Consider the following 17559-nt stretch of genomic DNA (forward strand, 5'->3'; position numbering starts at 1 on the left):
ATTCCAGGAACGGCGCCCATGGGCCTACCGAAGGGGCGCGCTCCCGTCGGAGGTGTCGGCCGTGCGGGATTGGGCGCCGCGCCGTCCTGCCAGCCGGCACCCGCGGCAGTTCGTGTGCCCCTCGCGCGCGGAGCGGTCCCGCACCATGAGTCCCTGCTGGTCGGCGCTTCGCGGGTTGGGCGGCTTGCCCCAGCCCGCGAGATGCAGGCCCCACGTGGCCGGCGCCGCCGCCACCAGGGCTATCAGCCCCCACCAGATTCCCGGGGGCCAGCCGATGACGCCCACACCGATGGCCAGGGACCCGACCATGGCGACGCCGGACCCGACCCATCCCGCGATGGTGTGTCCCTCGTCGTGGTGTCCACTCACGTACCTGCCTCCCAGCGCTGCGGGCCTATGATGTCTTAGCAAGTGAGGAATTTATCTTACGTACTAAGGAATATCAATGGACGGCAAGCCGCGCCCCACCGCCTCCGCCGCGGAGGCGATCGGCGCGCTGGACGATCTCGTCGCGACGAATCTCGTCGGCCGTCAGGAGTTCGCCAGGAATCTGGGGCTGAGCGTCAAGGACCTCGTCTGCTTCGCGCATGTCATGGAGGCCGAGGGTGCCCACGTCACCGCCGGTGACCTGGCCGCGCGCGCGCATGTCACGACGGGTGCGGTGACCGGCATTCTCAACCGCCTGGAGCGCGGCGGCTTCGTGGTCCGCCGACCGGACCCCGCCGACCGGCGCCGGGTGCGCGTCACCGCGGTCCCGGACGCCGCCGAGCGGGTGCGCGCCGTCTACGGGCCGTACTACACGTTGCTCGCCGAACTCTGCGCGGACTACTCGCCGGACGAGATCGCCGTACTCACCGACTGGCTCACACGCGCCGGCGCGCTGGCGCGCACGTACCTGGAGGAGTCGTGTTAGGGCGCGGAGGCTGCTGCCGCCCAGCGATCCGGCGGCTGAGTCGCACCGGCCCCTGCCCGGCCGGTACGGGCCGGTACGGATACGGCGGCCCGTACCGGCCTGCTCGCGCCGCGCCGCGCCGGCTCAGGCGAACGGGATCCGGATCACCGACTGGTTGCCGATGCCCAGCGTGCTCGCGCCGGTGCCGATGGCGTTCCAGACCTCGATCCGTACCTTCCCGTTGACCAGGTCGCCGTGCGATCCGGTGGCCGACCTCAGGCCCCTGGCCTGGGTGTAGTGCTCATAGCCGGGGACGGGGTCGGTCGCGAAGTACGCGTAGGTCTCCGTACGGTCCCAGGTGCCGTCGCCCGTACGGTCGTAACTCACCCTGACCTGCTGGCCGTTGCCGACCGACGTTCCCGAGTCGACGAACAGGTCGAACTGTGTCGCACCGCCGTTGTACGTACGGGTGATCCCGCTGGAGGTGAAGACCTGCGGGGTGTGCGGTGTGCCGTCGTAGTTGGCGCCGCCCGCCGCGGCGAGGGCGGCCGACGCGGCCGAACCGGCGGAGTCGCCGAGTCCTGCGCCCGTCCGCGCGTACAACGTAGAGGAGCCCGAGGGCGGCGGATCGGTCGGCGGGTTCGTCGGGGGTGTGCCGCCACGGGTCCATACCGCCACGTAATCGACGAGCATGGGGCGGCCGGGGACGGTCGCGGCGGTCGGGGTCCGGCCGCCGAGCGCGTCGGGGAACGCGCCGCCGATGGCCACGTTGAGGAGGATGAAGTACCCGGCGTGGTCGGTCATGTTGGCCCAGGTACCGGCGTCCATCTGGTTCTGCCGCACGGTGTGGAAGAGCTGGTCGTCCACGTACCAGCGCAGTTCGTTGGGGGTGACCGCGCGGTCCCACTCGAAGCGGTAGGTGTGGAACGCGGACTGGCAACTGGCCCCGGGGCAGGCGCGGTTGGCGCCGAGTCCGGTGGTCTCGTTGCACGGACCGCCCGGGTTCACACCGCAGTGCAGCACGCCCCAGACGGAGTTGATCCCGTTGACGTTCTCCATGATGTCGAACTCGCCGGTGCCCGGCCAGTTCCAGTAGTTGCCCCGGTACGGCGAGCCGAGGGCCCAGAAGGCGGGCCAGTAGCCGAGCGCGGCGTCGCCCGTCACGTTCGGCATCTGGATACGGCCCTCGATACGCAGGGTGCCGCCCGCCGGAGCCTTGAAGTCGGCGCGGTGGGTCTCGACACGGGCCGAGGTCCAGTTGCCCGCGCCGTCCCTGAGCGGGGTGATCCGGAGGTTTCCGTTGCCGTCGAGGCTCAGATTGTCCGGGCTCGCGGTGTAGTTCTGGATCTCGCCCGTGCCCCAGTTGCCCGGCCCGCCGGGGTAGCCGTGGCCGGTGTCGGTCTGCCAGTTGGCGGCGGAGGGCGGAGTGCGGTCCGCGCCGTTGAAGTCGTCGCCCCACTGGAGGTTCCAGCCGGGCGCGGGCGGTATCGCGCCCTGGGCCGTACCGGCGCCGGTCACGCCGACGAACCCGGCCAGTGCGACAGCCATGGCGAGGATCGTGGCGATGAGGGGCGTGCGGGGAGCGGATCTGATGCGACTGGTTCTCAAGGAACACCTCCGGTGCGGATGGTGCCGAGGAGCGGGACGGGAGAGCGGGGACGGAGCGTGGAGCCTGAGAGCGCTCTCAGTACGTCTTGTAACGGCGCCGGGGCACACCGTCAATGCCTCTCTCGGGGCCTTGTCCCCGCGCCTTGACTGCCTCGCCCCGGCTCCCTTGCCTTGACCTGGGCGTCAAGGATTACGGTCGAAGGCATGCGAATCGGCGAGCTGGCGGAGCGGGCGGGGACGACCACGCGGACTCTGCGTTACTACGAGTCACGCGGGCTGCTGCCCGCCCGGCGCGCGGTGAACGGCTACCGCACGTACGACGAGAGCGATCTGCGGCTCCTCCGGCAGATCAGGACCCTTCAGGACTTCGGGTTCGATCTGGAGGAGACGCGGCCGTTCGTGGAGTGCCTGCGCGCCGGGCATCCGGCGGGGGACTCCTGTCCCGCCTCGCTCGCCGTCTACCGCCGCAAGCTCGGCGAGCTGGACGGGCTGATCGGCGAGCTCCAGTCGGTACGTGCCCAGGTCGGGGCGCAACTCGCGCAGGCCGAGGCGGCGCGGGCCGGGCTGGCGGCCCAGGCGGAGGTGCCGGGCGGCCCCGAGCCGCGGTGCGAACTGACACCACACACGAGCGCGCGTGAATTCGGCCGTGACCATCGAGGAGAGACAGAGAAATGATCGTGATAGACGGTGTCGACGCCGTGACGGACACGGACTTCGACGAAGAGGTGCTCAAGGCCGGACTCCCCGTGCTCGTGGAGTTCACGGCCGACTGGTGCGGCCCCTGCCGGCAGCTCGCGCCGGTGCTGAGCGCCGTGGCAGGGGAGCAGGCGGGCCGGCTCAAGGTCGTCCAGCTCGATGTGGACAGCAACCCCGAGGTCACGGTCCGGTACGGGGTCCTCGCGATGCCGACGCTGATGGTGTTCCGCGCGGGTGAACCGGTGAAGTCCATGGTCGGAGCCCGCCCGAAGCGCAAGCTTCTCCAGGAACTGGAAGAGGTGGTCTGACGCTTCGAGGGGAGCGGGGGAATTCCGTACGGGTCCCACCCCGGCCCCTCCCCAAAGGCGCCGAAGGCGCCACCGCGCCCACGCGGGCTCAGCCGATGGGCGCCGGCATCCGCACCACGTCGTAGGCCAGCTCGATCACGTCACCGGTGGCCGGGTCGCCCAGCTCGACCCGCCAGCGGTCGGCGAACTGGTCGACGCCCTCGGCCATCGGGATCGTGCCGGAGATCAGCACCGTACCGGGCAGCAGATCACCGCGCTCCCGCAGCACCTCGGCCCAGTAACCGGGGGTGAGCAGCTCCGCCAGCGTGCCGTCCTGGATAACGGTCTCCTTCCCGAAGCCGCCCGAGCCCGCAGATCCCACGCCGTCCCCGGAGCCCACGCCGTCCCCGGAGCCCCCGGAGGCGGCGTGGCTCACCCATGCCCGCAGGGTCAGCGTGTCCAGCCGCTCCTGCACATCGGCCAGCCGCCAGGCGCGCCGGGCGAGGACGTCCGGGCCCGCGTTCTTGCTCCACGCCACACCGTGCACCTCCAGCTCACGGTCGGTGTGGTCGCAGGCGGCCGTCAGCAGCAGTTCCCCGTCGCCGTCCACCACCAGAGCCCATTCCGCTTCGCCCGAGGTGCGCCCGTGCTGGACGCTGACCCGGTCGGTGTGCTGGGCCAGATACGGGGCGACCGGGTAGAGCGCGGGCGTCACGGACGGCGCCGGCACCCCCAGCTCGGCCAGCTCCGCCACATGCGCGGCGACATCGTCCTGGCTGCGTCCGGCGTAGCCGGCGTTGAGCACCTGGACGACATCGACGCGCCTGGTGGTGCCGTCGGGCAGTTCGAAGGTCAGCAGCGCCATGGGTTTCTCCACATCGATCGCGGTATCGGCGAGGTTAACTTTGCGCGGAAGGCTTGCGCATACGACCTGTATACAAGAAGTATGCCGGAAGGTCGATAGCGCACCTCAGCAAGGACGGACATCGTGAAGAACAGCACGGACATGGACACGGGCAGGGGTAAGGGAATGGAAACGCAATCGTTCGGCGGGCCCGCGGTCCGCCGCGCCTTCTTCGCCAGCCTCACCGGGACCGCCCTGGAGTGGTACGACTTCGCCATCTACTCCGTGGCCGCCGCGCTGGTCTTCGGCGATGTCTTCTTCCCCTCCGAGGACCCCGCCACCGGCACGCTCCTCGCCTTCTCCACCTACGCCGTCGGCTATGTCTCCCGGCCCCTGGGCGGCTTCGTCTTCGGCCGTCTCGGCGACAAGATCGGCCGCAAGAAGGTCCTCATCGCGACCCTCGTACTGATCGGGGCCGCGACACTCCTGATCGGTCTGCTGCCCTCCTACGCCACGATCGGTGTGGCCGCGCCCATCGCCCTCGTCATCCTCCGCTTCGCCCAGGGCGTCGGGGTCGGCGGCGAGTGGGGCGGGGCCGTACTGCTCTCCAGCGAGTTCGGCGATCCGCGCCGGCGCGGCTTCTTCGCCTCGGCCGCGCAGATCGGCCCGCCCGCCGGCAACCTGATGGCCAACGGTGTACTCGCCGCCCTGGGAGCCCTGCTGACGGAGGCCCAGTTCACCTCCTGGGGCTGGCGTGTGGCCTTCCTGCTCTCCGGCGTCCTGGTCGTCTTCGGGCTGTGGATCCGCGCGAAGCTGGAGGAGACCCCGGTCTTCAAGGCTATGGAGGCCGAGCAGAAGCGCCCCGAGGCGCCGATCCGCGAGGTCTTCACCACGCATCCCCGCGCGCTGACGGCCGCGATTCTCAGCCGCGTCGCCCCGGACGTGCTGTACGCGCTGTTCACCGTCTTCGTCCTGACCTACGCGACCGGCGAACTGGGCATGTCGCGCGGCTCCGCGCTGGCCGCCGTCCTGATCGGCTCCTCGTTCCAGGTCTTCCTGATCCCGCTGGCCGGCGCCCTCTCCGACCGGATCAACCGGCGTCTGCTGTACGGCGTCTCCGCCGTGGCCGCCGGCGTATGGCCGTTCCTGTTCTTCCCGATGACCAGCGGCGGCAACTGGCCGCTGCTCGCGCTCGGGGTCGTGGTGGCGCTGGCCATCCACTCACTGATGTACGGGCCGCAGGCCGCCTTCATCGCCGAGCAGTTCTCCGCGCGCCTGCGCTACACCGGCTCCTCGCTCGCGTACACGCTGGCCGGGGTCATCGGCGGAGCCGTCGCGCCGCTGCTGTTCACCGCGCTGCTCGACGCGTACGACTCATGGATCCCGCTGGCCCTCTATGTCGCGGTGACCGCGGTGGTCACGATCGTCGGCCTGTGTCTGGGACGGGACGGGAACCCCGCCGACGACGAGGACCTGAACGGTACGGAACAGCCCGCCCGCGCGGGGGCGTAGCCCGTACACCGGCACGCACGTACACCCCCCACCGCGGCCCGGCACCCGGCGTACCGCACTCCCCGCACCGCACCCGCACGCCGGATCCGCACGCCCGACCCGCCGCCCCCTGACCCCGCACCCGCACCCGCACCCGCGCCCGAGAAGGGAACCACCTCATGCGCATCGCGCTGAGCCAGCTCACCACCGGCCCCGACCCCGAGCGGAATCTCGCGCTCCTCCGCTCCGAGGCCCACCGCGCCGCCGACGAGGGAGCCCGCGTCGTCGTGTTCCCCGAGGCCGCGATGGCCTGCTTCGGCACCCCCCTGGCGCCGCTGGCGGAACCGCTCGACGGCCCCTGGGCCACGGCGGTGCGCCGGCTCGCCGAGGAGACCGGACTCGTCGTGGTCGCGGGCATGTTCACACCGGCCCCGGACGGCAAGGTGGCCAACACCCTGCTCGCCACGGGTCCGGGCGTCGAGGCGTCCTACGACAAGATCCACCTCTACGACGCCTTCGGCTTCGCCGAGTCCGACACCGTCGCGGCCGGCTCCGAGGTCGTCACCATCGAGGTGGACGGGATCGGGATCGGCCTCGCCACCTGCTACGACGTCCGCTTCCCCGAACTGTTCCGGGCGCACGCCGACGCCGGAGCGGTGCTCTCCCTGCTCCCCGCCTCCTGGGGCGCCGGCCCCGGCAAGCGCGAGCAGTGGGAACTGCTCACACGCGCACGGGCGCTGGACGCCACACTCTGGCTCGCCGCCGTGGGCCAGGCCGATCCGGCGGCGTCCGGTACGGGACCGGCGGACGGCGCCGCGACATCGCCCGCCCCCACCGGGATCGGCCACAGCGCGATCATCGGACCCGACGGGACCGTACGGCGGAGCCTCGGAGCCGGCCCGGGAACGCTGCTCGCGGACGTGGATCCGGACGAGGTGGCCGCGGTGCGCCGTGCCATACCGGTGCTGGCCAACCGCAGGCTGAACAAGACGAGTTGACCGAAGCGGAAGCGCGTCCGGACTCAACTCGTTTTCGGACGGCTTCCCTTCGGCATGCTTCACTTCGGCGTCCTCTGCCGTCACACTTCACTCAGCGTGTAACTCCCGTCTCCTCCACCCCCCTCGGTATTGGCCGACCCTTCATCGCTCCGACATCCGGCGATGCGCGACGCGTCAACGAGGGCGGGGGAAGGTGATCCGGGCATGTCAACCGGACCGCGTACCCCACGTCGCGGCCGATCAGGAGGACGCAGTGAAGAAAAGCTCGCGCATCCGCAAGGTCTCGCTCATCTTCGGCAGCGCCATCGCGCTGGTCATCGCCGTGCCGGGTAGCGCGCTCGCCGATCCCCCCGGGGCCCTGCCCGGCAACGCGGACGGGATGGAGCAGACGTTCCAGCCGGCCTTCGACTACGACACGGACGGCTGCTACCCCACCCCCGCCATCGGCCCCGACGGAACCATAGCCCCCGGCCTCAACACCACTGGGGCCGTCAACGGTTCGTGCCACGACTCATGGGACCTCGACAACACCAACGGATACTCGCGGTCCAAGTGCAACAACGGCTGGTGCGCGATCATGTACGGCCTCTACTTCGAGAAGGATCAGGCCGTGGCCGGCAGCGGGCTCGGCGGGCACCGTCACGACTGGGAGCATGTCGTGGTGTGGGTGCAGAACAACGAGGTGCAGTACGTCTCCACCTCCGCCCACGGCAACTTCAACATCCACACCCGTGACCAGATCCGCTGGGACGGCACGCACGCCAAGGTCGTCTACCACAAGGACGGCATCGGGACGCACGCCTTCCGCGCCGCGAACTCCAACGACGAGCCGCCGGAGAACCACTACGGCACCTGGCGGTTCCCCACGCTGGTCGGCTGGAACGGCTACCCCGCCGGTCTCCGCGACAAGCTGAGCCAGGCCAACTTCGGCAGCGCCGTCTTCGGCCTCAAGGACGGCAACTTCAACGGCCACCTGGAGAAGGCGAAGCCGGTCGGCATCCCGTTCGACCCCAACGCCTGACGGACAACGCCGTACGGTACGCACATCCCTGACCGGCTCGGTACGTACGTACTTCACCGGTGAGCAGGACCTTGAGGCGTACGTGTCTAACCGGCGAGCAGGACCTTGAGCGTCGTCTCCAGGTGACCGTCGATCGCGCTGTGCGCGGCCGGCCGGTCACCGGAGGCGATCGCCGCCAGGATCGCGCGGTGCTCGGTCAGTACGGACTCCTGCCGCCCCTGCTGGTTGTAGAGCGCCACCACCCCGGCCCGGATCTGCCGGCTGCGCAGCCCGTCGTAGTGCCGGTTGAGCAGTGAGTTGCCCGCGGCGGCCACGATCGTCGCGTGGAAGAGATGGTCCACCGCGATGAACTCCTTGGCGTGCTCGGGCCCGCTCAGGGTCCGCTGCCGCTCCAGGAGCCCGGTCAGCTCTGCCACCAGCGCGTCCCGGTCCCCCGGGATGACCTGCTCCGCGGCGTACCGCTCGACGATGCCGCGCAGCTCCATCAGCTCGGTGATCTCCCGCCCCGACAGCGGAACGATCTGCGCCCCCCGCTTGGGGACCAGCCGTACGAGATCCTCGGCGGCGAGCAGCAGCAGCGCCTCACGGATGGGGGTACGGGAGACCCCGATGCGGTTCGCCAGCTCCTGCTCGGAGAGGAACTCGCCCTGCCTGTCCGGGTCGGTGAGTACGTTCTCCTTGAGGAACGCGTACGCCTTCTCCCTGCCCGACGTCATGACTTCCCCCACAGCGAAGGTTGCATACAACGAGTATACAGATCCTCCCGGTGGCATGGTGCGCGCGAAAGGGGAGCGGGACACACGAAAAGCGCACAAAAAAACCCCGGAACCGAATTGACGGCCGGGGTGCTGCTCTGCGTATATTGATTGTTTCCATGTCTTGAAATTAATGACATGGACCAGGTCACTGGAAAGCAGCGTATCGGACAGGGGCTGAATTGTCAACCGAGGAATTGCAGAACGAGCAGCAATTCGTCTCCCTCCTCTATGAGCGCCTCGATGCCTTGAGGGAGCAGGCCGAGACCGCCGTGGAGGCGTCGATCGGCCAGGTCAACACCGTGCGGCAGGCCCGCGTCGAGCGCGATATCAGTGTCGCGGAACACTCGGGCCGCGTGTCCGCGCTGAATGCCGTGGAGTCCGGTCTCTGTTTCGGCCGGATCGATCTCGGCGAGGGGACGAACCATCACATCGGACGCATCGGAATGCGAAGGGACGACCCGGAACGCACCCCGCTGCTGATCGACTGGCGGGCCCCCGTGGCACGCCCCTTTTATCTCGCCACCGGCCATTCCCCGATGGGCCTGCGCAGACGGCGTCATCTCACCACCCAGGGGCGCCGCGTCACCGCGCTCCATGACGAGATCATGGACCTCACCGACACCACCCGCACTGGCTACGAGGACCCGGACGGTGACGCCGTACTGCTCTCCGCGCTGAACTCCGCGCGTACCGGGCGGATGAGCGACATCGTGCAGACCATCCAGGCCGAGCAGGACCGCATCATCCGCGCCCCGCATCGCGGTGTGCTGGTGGTCGAGGGCGGTCCCGGCACCGGCAAGACCGCCGTGGCGCTGCACCGGGCGGCGTATCTGCTCTACGCGTACCGCGAGCAACTGGCCCGCCGCGCCGTGCTCATCGTCGGCCCGAACCCCGCCTTCCTCGGCTATATCGGCGAGGTGCTGCCCTCGCTCGGTGAGACCGGCGTGCTGCTGTCGACCGTGGGGGAGCTGTTCCCCGGCGTACGGGCCACCGGTAGGGACACCCCCGAGGCGGCCGAGGTCAAGGGCCGGGCCGACATGGCCCGTGTACTGGCGGAGGAACTGCGCGGCCGGCAGTCGCTGCCCCGTCCTGTCATGGAGATCGAGCACTCCGAGTACGGCACGCTCGTACTCGACCGCGACACGGTGTACGAGGCGCGGCAGCGCGCCCGGGACACCGGACTGCCGCACAACCCCGCCCGGCCGACGTTCGCCTTCCGGATCATCGACGCGCTCACCTCCCAGCTCGCCGACCGGATCGGCGCCGACCCGCTCGGCGGTGCCAACCTCCTCGACCCGACGGACATCGCCCAGCTCGGCAAGGAGATCGCCACCAGTCCCGAGGTGCAGGCGGCCATCGACACGCTGTGGCCGAAGCTCACCCCGGAGCAGCTCGTCTCCGACTTCCTGGCGGATCCGGGGGCCCTGCTCGGTTCACGGGACGCCGCCGCCGTGCGCCGGTCCGGGGCCCGGACCGGCGCCGACGCCAGGATCGACTGGACCCCCGCCGACGTACCGCTGCTGGACGAGGCGGCCGAACTGCTCGGCGAGGACGACAGCGCGGCCCGCGCCGCCGCCGCGCTGGAGCGCCAGGAGCGGATCGCCTACGCGCAGGGTGTGCTCGAACTGTCGTACGGCTCCCGTACCCAGGAGTTCGAGGACCGGGACGACGACGAGTCGGAGGTCCTCGCCGCGCACGACATCATCGACGCCGAGCGGTTCGCGGAGCGGCACGAGGAGGCCGACACCCGCAGCGCCGCCGAGCGGGCCGCCGCCGACCGCACCTGGGCCTTCGGCCATATCGTCGTGGACGAGGCGCAGGAACTGTCCGCGATGGCCTGGCGATTGCTGATGCGCCGCTGCCCGAGCCGGTCCATGACCCTGGTCGGCGACCCCGCGCAGACCGGGGACGCGGCCGGCTGCGACTCCTGGCAGCAGATCCTGGAGCCGTACGTGCGGCAGCGCTGGGAGCTGACCAAGCTGGGCGTCAACTACCGTACGCCCGCCGAGATCATGGAGGTCGCCGCGGAGGTGCGGCGCCTGACGGACCCGCTGTTCGAGCCGCCGAGGTCGGTGCGCGCGACAGGCGAGGGGCCGCTCGTACGCTCCGCCAAGCCGGGGGATCTGGCCCGTACGGCGGCCGGACTGGTGGCCGAGCACCCGGGCGAGGGGCGGCTCGCGGTGATCGCCCCTGCCGCGCTGCTGCCCGGCCTCGCGGCCGAACTGCCCGACGCCTCCTGGGGCATCGCGCCCGATCTGACCCGGCCCGTCGTCCTGCTCGACGCCCGGCAGGCGAAGGGGCTGGAGTTCGACACCGTGATCGTCGTCGACCCGGAGAGGATCATGGACGGCTCGCCGCGCGGGACCAACGATCTGTACGTGGCGCTGACCCGGGCGACCCAGCGGCTCGGAATCGTCCGCGACGCGGAGGTCCCGTCCCGGCTGAAGACGGCGACGACGTAGGCCCCCGCTCATGACGGGGGCGGACCGCGCGCACCGGTGCGCGCGGTCCGCCCCCGTGCGGTCCCTGTTCACCGGAGTCCCACTCCGGTCATCGCGGCGATGGCCAGAAGAAGGGTCCGCTCCTAAAGTGACCCGGATGAACACTCGCCCCTATCGCTCCTCTGTACGGGACCAGGCCGCCGAGCTGACCCGGACGGTGATCCTCGACGCCGCCGAGCGGCTGTTCGCGGAGCACGGCTACGCGCGGATCACCGTCGCACGTGTCGCCGAGGCGGCGGACGTGGCCGTCAACACCGTGTACGCGGCCTTCGGCACCAAGGCCGGGCTGGTCGTCGCCCTGATGGAACGGGGCGCGGCCGAGCCGGCCATAGCCCGCGCGCTCCACCGTGTGAGCACGGCGGCCGACGGCGCCGAGGCCGTCCGATGGGCCGTCAGGGGAACGGGCGAGACGGTCCGCCGCCATGTCCGCACGATGACGGTCCTGTACGACAACGAGACGGCCGACCCGCTGATAGCAGAGGCGGCCCGGCGCGCGGACGATCTGGAACGCGCCCGGCTCGCCGAGATCTCCGGCCGGCTGGCGGAGCTCGACGCGCTCCGGGACGGAATCGGCTGTGCCGAGGCCGCCGACATCCTCTGGTACTACCTGAGTCCGTGCTCCTGGCGGCGGCTGCGCCGGATGGGGTGGAGCTGGCAGCGCGCCGAGGAGTGGCTTGCGGGCCGGCTGGCCACCGCACTGCTGCGACGATGACACCGCTCCGGCCATGACACCGCTCCGGTGTGCCCGGCGGGCTGTCCGGATTCCGCTCCTGTGAATTCGGTGGAGCAATACCCTGATCAATATGCGGATACTCTTCTCAAGCACTCCTGCCCATGGCCATCTGCTCCCGCAACTCCCCCTCGCCCGCGCGTTCCGTGAGCGAGGTGACGACGTGGTGTTCCTGACCGCGGGCGGCCTCGCCCCCGTACTGGCCCGGGAAGGCTTCGACGTCCTGCCGGCAGGACCGGCCATGGACGTGATGGTGGCGGACTTCACGCGCAGGACAGGCGTGACGCCGGGGGGTGAGCCGGCTCCGGAAGTGGTCGCCGAGCTCTTCGCCGGAGTCCGGGTCGACCTCACCGTGGACGAGGCGCTGGCCGCCGCCCGGGAGTGGCGTCCCGAGCTGATCGTCACCGAACTCGCCGACTGTGTCGGCCCGTTGGTCGCCGCCGCCCTCGACGTGCCGGTGGCGAACCTCGCGTACGGTCCCGCCCTGCCGGCCGACTTCGCCACGGCCATGGACGCGAATGTCGCGAGCCGCTACGCCGCACGCGGTGTGACTCCCCGCCCCGCCGCCCACTACCTGGACACCTGCCCGCCCGCGATGCAGCAGGACGGCTGGCAGCCTCCGGCGGGACGGCTGGCGCTGCGCCCGGAACCCCACGGGCAGACGCCGGCCGGACAGAGTCCGTCGGTCCCGGCCGTGACGGCGGCACCGGCCGATCCGGAGCGGCGGCCCCGCGTGCTGGTGACCTTCGGCACCGTCTTCTCCGCGCCCGAGGTGCTCAGCCCGATCCTGCGTGAACTGTCCAAGGAGGACATGGAGTTGAGGGTCACCCTGGGCCTCACCGCGTCCGCCGAGGACTTCGACGTCGACCACGACCGGGTGACCTTCGTCGGCTTCACCCCGCTGAGCGAGCTGCTGCGCGACACGGACCTGGTGGTGGCCCACGGAGGCGCCGGCACCACGATCGGCACGCTCGCCGCGGGCATTCCGATGGTGATCGCCCCCCAGGGCGCCGACCAGTTCATCCAGGCCGACCGTGTGGCGGCGGCGGGCGCCGGACTCGGTCTCCCGGGGGGTACGGCCACTCCCGAGGGGGTCGCCAAGGCCGCCTCCGCCGTCCTGGCGGACCAGGGCTTCCGGGCCGCCGCGCGTACGGTCGCCGACCAGATCGCCGCGATGCCGTCCCCCGCCGAGGTGGCCGCGACACTGGCGGCGGAGCCGGTGCCGGCGGCCTGAGCCGGGGCTTCCGGCCGGAACGTGACGAGGTGGCGCCGCCCGACGTCCTGGGCGGCGCCACCTCGTCATCCGTCGGAACGGCCCGGAGCCGTCCGGGAGAGCCGGGTGTCAGACCGGCCGCAGCCAGACCGTCGCCAGCGGCGGCAGCGTCAGCTGGACGGACACCGGCCGGCCGTGCGCCGCCACCGCCTCGGGCTTCAGCGGGTCCGCGTTGAGCACATCGCCGCCGCCGTAGCGCGCCGCGTCCGTGTTGAGGACCTCCGTCCAGGCGGCGAACTCCTCGGGCACACCGAGCCGGTACTGATGGCGCACCACCGGCGAGAAGTGCGAGACCGCCAGCAGGGGCGAACCGTCCGCGTCGAACCGCAGGAACGCGAAGACGTTGTCCTCGCCCGCGTCACCGTCCACCCACGCGAAGCCCTCGGGCACGGTGTCCCGCTGCCAGAGCGCGGGCGTCGCGCCGTACACCGCGTTGAGATCGCGGACCAGATCGCGCACGCCCCGGTGGTCGGCCTCCGCCTCGTACGACGGATCGAGCAGCCACCAGTCCGGCCCATGGCCCTCCGACCACTCCGCTCCCTGGGCGAACTCCTGCCCCATGAAGAGGAGTTGCTTGCCGGGGTGGGCCCACATGAAGCCGAGATACGCGCGCTCGTTGGCGCGCTGCTGCCACCAGTCGCCGGGCATCTTGGAGACCAGTGCGCGCTTGCCGTGCACCACCTCGTCGTGCGAGATCGGCAGGACGTAGTTCTCGCTGTACGCGTACACCATGGAGAAGGTCATCTCGCCGTGGTGGTACTTGCGGTGGACGGGCTCCTTGGAGACGTAGTCCAGCGAGTCGTGCATCCAGCCCATGTTCCACTTCAGGCCGAAACCGAGCCCGCCGAAGCCGTCGGGGCCGACATGGTGGGTGGCGCGTGTGACCCCGTTCCAGGCGGTGGACTCCTCGGCGATGGTCACCGCCCCGGGACAGCGCCGGTAGACGGTGGCGTTCATCTCCTGGAGGAAGGCGACGGCGTCCGGATTCTCCCGGCCGCCGTGCTCGTTGGGGGTCCACTGCCCTTCCTCGCGCGAGTAGTCGAGGTAGAGCATCGAGGCGACGGCGTCGACCCGGAGCCCGTCGACATGGAACTCCTCGCACCAGTACACGGCGTTGGAGACCAGGAAGTTACGGACCTCCTTGCGGCCGTAGTCGAACTCCAGCGTGCCCCAGTCGGGGTGTTCGGCCCGCTGCGGATCGCTGTGCTCGTACAGCGGACGGCCGTCGAACTGGGCCAGTGCCCATTCGTCCTTCGGGAAGTGGGCGGGCACCCAGTCGACCAGCACCCCGATCCCCGCGCGGTGCAGGGAGTCCACGAGATACCGGAAGTCGTCCGGGGTGCCCATCCGGGACGTCGGCGCGTAGAAGCCGGTGACCTGATAGCCCCAGGAGCCGCCGAAGGGATGCTCGGCGATCGGCATCAGCTCGACATGGGTGAAGCCGAGGTCCTTGACGTACGCGGGCAGCTGCGAGGCGAGCTGACGGTAGGTCAGACCCGGCCGCCAGGAGGGCAGATGGACCTCGTACACCGAGAACGGCGCCTCGTGCACGGGACGGTCGGCGCGGTGCGCGAGCCACTCCTCGTCATGCCAGACATGGTGGGACTCGGTGACGATGGACGCGGTCGCGGGCGGTACTTCCGCGCGCCGCGCCATCGGGTCGGCGCGCAGGGTGTGCGAACCGTCGGGGCGTGTGATGTCGAACTTGTAGAGCGCGCCCTCGCCGACCCCCGGCACGAACAGCTCCCACACTCCGGTGGAGCCGAGCGAGCGCATCGGGAGGCTCGTCCCGTCCCAGTAGTTGAAGTCACCGGCGATCCTGACGCCCCGGGCATTGGGTGCCCAGACGGTGAAGCGGGTGCCGGCGACGCCCTGGTGCGTCATGACCCGGGCGCCGAGGGCTTTCCACAGTTCCTCGTGCCTGCCCTCGCCGATCAGATGCAGATCCACGTCCCCGAGCGCGGGCAGGAAGCCGTACGGGTCGCGCACCTCCAGCTCGTCCAGCTCCTGCGTGGCGTCGCTGTAGCGGATCCGGAGTGTGTACGAGGGCACCGCGCGCAGTGGCAGCACACCGGAGAAGAAGCCGTCGCCGTCGTCGTTCAGCGTGGCTCTGACCTCGGGCCCCTCGGTGACGACGGTGACGGCGCGCGCGTACGGCCGCAGCGTCCGGAAGACGACGCCGTTCGACACGGGATGCGCCCCCAGCAGCCCGTGCGGATCGTGGTGCGAGCCGGAGAGCAGCCGCTCCCGGTCACCGTCGCCCAGCGGTCGCGCGGCCCGTACCCGACGGCCGCCACCCGGCTCCACCCGCGGCCGGGGCGCTGTGCGGGCCCCCGGCTTCTTGGCGGCGGCGGAAGCGGTGGTGGCGCCGGCCGGGGCGGGGGAGGCGGCCGGCGCGGGCGCGGTCTGCGATGCCTTGCGGCGCGCGGGCTTCTTCCCCTTCTTCCCGGCGGACGTGCCCGCGCCCGCACCCGCACCGGTGCGCGCCGCGGCCTCGGCGGCGGGCGCCGGGACGGGGAGCGAGGCGGTGGGAAGCTCGGGCTGGGACGAGCTGTCGGACGAACGGTCGGACGGCGTGCGGGGGGTCACGGGGGCTGCCTCCTCGGCTGGGCTTCGCTGCTGGACGGTCGATACGGGTGGAGAGAGCGGGACCATGGGGGACAGAGCGGGGACAGAGCGGGAACGGGGTGGGGACAGAGGGGGACGGGGGAGCGGAGAGTCGGGGGAGGCCGCCGGGCTCCGGCCCGGACGCGTCAGGCGCCCTCGGCCAGCCGGCGGATCGCCGCCATCGGGACCGGCAGCCAGTCGGGGCGGTGCCTCGCCTCGTACAGGACCTCGTAGATCGCCTTGTCCGTCTCGTACGCGCGCAGCAACTCGGGCTCCGCGCGCGGGTCGGTGCCGGCGGCCGTCGCGTACCCCTCGCAGTACGCGTCCCGGCAGCGCGTCGCCCAGTCCGGGCGCCATGGCTCGTGGGAGCGGGCCGCGTAGTCGAAGGAGCGCAGCATGCCCGCCACATCGCGGACCGGCGGCTGCGGGCGGCGGCGTTCGGCGAGCGGTCTCGCGGGCTCACCCTCGAAGTCGATGACCGACCAGCGGCCGTCCGGCGTCCGCAGGGTCTGGCCCAGATGCAGATCGCCGTGGACGCGCTGCGCGGGCCGGCCGCGCCCCGCCTCGTCGAGTCCGGCGAGCGCGTCGAAGGCGGTCCGCAGACCGGCGGCGTACGGCATGAGCGAGGGCACCGCGCGCGCCGCCGACTCCAGGCGCTCGGCCATCCCGTCGGCCATCTGCGCGGTCTGCCTGCGGCCCAGCGTCACGGTCGGCAGCGCGGCGGCGAGCGCGGTGTGCACCTCGGCGGTGGCCCGCCCCAGCGCGCGGGCCTCCGCGGTGAACTCCCTGCCGTGGGCGAGCGAGGAGAGCGCCAGCTGCCAGCCGTCCTGGGAACCGCGCAGATAGGGCTGGAGGACGCCGAGCGTGAGCGCGTCACCGCTGCCGGAAGGGTCGGCGGCCTCGAACCAGCCGACCGGCGCGGGCACCCGCTCGCACCCCTCCGCGGCGAGGGCCAGCGGCAGTTCCAGATCGGGGTGCGGGCCGGGGAAGACCCGGCGCAGGATCTTGAGGATGTAGGCGTCCCCGTAGACCAGGGAGGAGTTGGACTGCTCGGCGTCGAGCAGCCGGCCGCTCAGCCCGGCGGGGACGGTGCTCGCCCGGTCGAACCGCAGCGGCCCCAGCGCGCCGGGGGAGCGCAATCGTTCCAGCAGCAGTTCGGCCAGGTGGGGATCGTGCAGGCCCTCGTAGACGGTACGGCCGGCCAGCGGTCCCTGCGTGGCGTGGCCGATCAGCGCGGACGCGAGGCGCGGCGGCAGCGCCTTCCGTACCCCGAGCAGCAGCTGATAGCAGTCACCGGCGGGCGACGAGACCCCGGAGGGGGTGGACGACGGCGAGGAGGGAATCGACAGCGGCGGCCCGGACGGGCCGCGCTGCTCGACCCGTACGAGCAGATGCAGCAGACCCGGACCACTCGCGTCCACCGGCAGCAGTTCGGTGACCGTCACCGGCACGAAGCCGGTGACCGGACGGCCCTTGCCCGCGAACCAGCGCTGGCGGGGCAGCCAGTCATGGAGCAGCGGGGCGAGCGAGCCGACCAGCGTTCTCGCGTCGGCGGGCGACAGGGCGGGCGACACGGGCGGTGCGACGGGCGGTGCGACAGGCGAAGCGGTTGCGGGGCGCGGCGTAATCCGGGTGGATGCAGCCTTCGACATGGCATCGCGTCCTTTCCCCGGGCACACCACAGGATGCGCAGAGTGTCCCGGATTGCGGCAATGGCTGTCCGGCTGTGCGGGACGTGTCGGGTGAGGATGATCCGTACGGATCGATTCCGTACGAACTCAATACGAATTTGATCGAATCGATCGAACTAGATGTGGAGGAGCGTGCCCCGTGCGGGGCGGTGGAAACCGCCC

General features: G+C 71.3%; 15 protein-coding genes. 9 read left to right on the forward strand and 6 right to left on the reverse strand.

Annotated elements, in window-relative coordinates; all coding sequences use genetic code 11:
- Positions 1–24 precede the first annotated feature (24 nt).
- Positions 25–369 carry a hypothetical protein gene (locus tag CU044_RS15515; RefSeq protein ID WP_193563977.1) on the reverse strand — a complete coding sequence of 115 codons (345 nt, stop codon included), beginning with the start codon at positions 367–369 and terminating at the stop codon, positions 25–27.
- 76 nt (positions 370–445) lie between these two features.
- Between CU044_RS15515 and CU044_RS15520 the strand changes: the two genes are divergently transcribed.
- Complete coding sequence (locus tag CU044_RS15520) at positions 446–913, forward strand: MarR family transcriptional regulator (RefSeq protein ID WP_129769169.1); 468 nt, start codon at positions 446–448, stop codon at positions 911–913.
- A gap of 123 nt (positions 914–1036) precedes the next feature.
- Here CU044_RS15520 and CU044_RS15525 read toward each other — a convergent pair whose 3' ends face one another.
- Positions 1037–2440 carry a glycoside hydrolase family 16 protein gene (locus tag CU044_RS15525; protein ID WP_129769170.1) on the reverse strand — a complete coding sequence of 468 codons (1404 nt, stop codon included), beginning with the start codon at positions 2438–2440 and terminating at the stop codon, positions 1037–1039.
- Positions 2441–2704: 264 nt separating this feature from the next.
- Here CU044_RS15525 and CU044_RS15530 point away from each other — a divergent pair, with 264 nt between their 5' ends.
- Both CU044_RS15530 and trxA read left to right on the forward strand, forming a co-directional pair.
- The gene (locus CU044_RS15530; RefSeq protein WP_129769171.1) at positions 2705–3175 is read left to right on the forward strand and encodes a MerR family transcriptional regulator; all 471 of its coding nucleotides are present in this window, start codon (positions 2705–2707) and stop codon (positions 3173–3175) included.
- Positions 3172–3504, forward strand: a complete 333-nt coding sequence (gene trxA / locus CU044_RS15535; protein ID WP_129769172.1) for a thioredoxin — start codon at positions 3172–3174, stop codon at positions 3502–3504. The genes CU044_RS15530 and trxA overlap by 4 nt, the downstream gene beginning before the upstream one ends.
- 88 nt (positions 3505–3592) lie before the next feature.
- Here the strand turns inward: trxA and CU044_RS15540 are convergent, their stop codons facing one another.
- Positions 3593–4348, reverse strand: a complete 756-nt coding sequence (locus tag CU044_RS15540) for a DUF2848 domain-containing protein (RefSeq protein ID WP_129769173.1) — start codon at positions 4346–4348, stop codon at positions 3593–3595.
- A 165-nt stretch (positions 4349–4513) separates the two neighbouring features.
- Here CU044_RS15540 and CU044_RS15545 point away from each other — a divergent pair, with 165 nt between their 5' ends.
- The 3 genes from CU044_RS15545 (at position 4514) to CU044_RS15555 (ending at position 7837) form a co-directional block, all read left to right on the forward strand.
- The gene (locus CU044_RS15545) at positions 4514–5839 is read left to right on the forward strand and encodes an MFS transporter (protein WP_129769174.1); all 1326 of its coding nucleotides are present in this window, start codon (positions 4514–4516) and stop codon (positions 5837–5839) included.
- A 158-nt stretch (positions 5840–5997) separates the two neighbouring features.
- Positions 5998–6816 (forward strand): carbon-nitrogen hydrolase family protein, encoded by an 819-nt coding sequence (locus CU044_RS15550; RefSeq protein ID WP_129769175.1) that lies wholly within the window; start codon positions 5998–6000, stop codon positions 6814–6816.
- Positions 6817–7069: 253 nt separating this feature from the next.
- Positions 7070–7837: an NPP1 family protein gene (locus tag CU044_RS15555; RefSeq protein ID WP_129769176.1), complete on the forward strand. Its 768-nt coding sequence runs from the start codon at positions 7070–7072 to the stop codon at positions 7835–7837.
- A gap of 86 nt (positions 7838–7923) precedes the next feature.
- On the opposite strand, the gene CU044_RS15560 is transcribed toward CU044_RS15555, so the two are convergent.
- On the reverse strand, positions 7924–8553 hold the full coding sequence (locus tag CU044_RS15560) for a GntR family transcriptional regulator (RefSeq protein WP_129769177.1): 630 nt from the start codon (positions 8551–8553) through the stop codon (positions 7924–7926).
- Between the two features lie 221 nt (positions 8554–8774).
- On the opposite strand from CU044_RS15560, the gene CU044_RS15565 reads away from it, so the two are divergent.
- The 3 genes from CU044_RS15565 to CU044_RS15575 all read left to right on the forward strand — a co-directional run bounded on the left by CU044_RS15565 (position 8775) and on the right by CU044_RS15575 (position 13060).
- Positions 8775–11057 (forward strand): ATP-binding domain-containing protein, encoded by a 2283-nt coding sequence (locus CU044_RS15565; protein WP_240045623.1) that lies wholly within the window; start codon positions 8775–8777, stop codon positions 11055–11057.
- Positions 11058–11193: 136 nt separating this feature from the next.
- A complete protein-coding gene (locus tag CU044_RS15570) occupies positions 11194–11808 on the forward strand; it encodes a TetR/AcrR family transcriptional regulator (RefSeq protein WP_165371899.1) in 615 nt (204 codons plus the stop codon).
- A gap of 91 nt (positions 11809–11899) precedes the next feature.
- Positions 11900–13060, forward strand: a complete 1161-nt coding sequence (locus CU044_RS15575; protein ID WP_129769179.1) for a glycosyltransferase — start codon at positions 11900–11902, stop codon at positions 13058–13060.
- Between the two features lie 108 nt (positions 13061–13168).
- Here CU044_RS15575 and glgB read toward each other — a convergent pair whose 3' ends face one another.
- Both glgB and CU044_RS15585 read right to left on the reverse strand, forming a co-directional pair.
- Positions 13169–15688 carry a 1,4-alpha-glucan branching enzyme gene (gene glgB, locus CU044_RS15580; RefSeq protein ID WP_193563978.1) on the reverse strand — a complete coding sequence of 840 codons (2520 nt, stop codon included), beginning with the start codon at positions 15686–15688 and terminating at the stop codon, positions 13169–13171.
- A gap of 164 nt (positions 15689–15852) precedes the next feature.
- Positions 15853–17358 carry a phosphotransferase gene (locus CU044_RS15585; RefSeq protein ID WP_129769180.1) on the reverse strand — a complete coding sequence of 502 codons (1506 nt, stop codon included), beginning with the start codon at positions 17356–17358 and terminating at the stop codon, positions 15853–15855.
- Between the last annotated feature and the right edge of the window lie 201 nt (positions 17359–17559).

The organism is Streptomyces sp. L-9-10 (assembly GCF_004151105.1).
GTDB lineage: Bacteria > Actinomycetota > Actinomycetes > Streptomycetales > Streptomycetaceae > Streptomyces.

Coding starts and splice junctions, on each gene's coding strand:
- CU044_RS15520 (WP_129769169.1), top strand. CDS start 446: ATGGACGGCAAGCCGCGCCCCACCGCCTCCGCCGCGGAGGCGATCGGC.
- CU044_RS15525 (WP_129769170.1), bottom strand. CDS start 2,440: ATGGCTGTCGCACTGGCCGGGTTCGTCGGCGTGACCGGCGCCGGTACG.
- CU044_RS15530 (WP_129769171.1), top strand. CDS start 2,705: ATGCGAATCGGCGAGCTGGCGGAGCGGGCGGGGACGACCACGCGGACT.
- trxA (WP_129769172.1), top strand. CDS start 3,172: ATGATCGTGATAGACGGTGTCGACGCCGTGACGGACACGGACTTCGAC.
- CU044_RS15540 (WP_129769173.1), bottom strand. CDS start 4,348: ATGGCGCTGCTGACCTTCGAACTGCCCGACGGCACCACCAGGCGCGTC.
- CU044_RS15545 (WP_129769174.1), top strand. CDS start 4,514: ATGGAAACGCAATCGTTCGGCGGGCCCGCGGTCCGCCGCGCCTTCTTC.
- CU044_RS15550 (WP_129769175.1), top strand. CDS start 5,998: ATGCGCATCGCGCTGAGCCAGCTCACCACCGGCCCCGACCCCGAGCGG.
- CU044_RS15560 (WP_129769177.1), bottom strand. CDS start 8,553: ATGACGTCGGGCAGGGAGAAGGCGTACGCGTTCCTCAAGGAGAACGTA.
- CU044_RS15570 (WP_165371899.1), top strand. CDS start 11,194: ATGAACACTCGCCCCTATCGCTCCTCTGTACGGGACCAGGCCGCCGAG.
- CU044_RS15575 (WP_129769179.1), top strand. CDS start 11,900: ATGCGGATACTCTTCTCAAGCACTCCTGCCCATGGCCATCTGCTCCCG.
- CU044_RS15585 (WP_129769180.1), bottom strand. CDS start 17,358: ATGTCGAAGGCTGCATCCACCCGGATTACGCCGCGCCCCGCAACCGCT.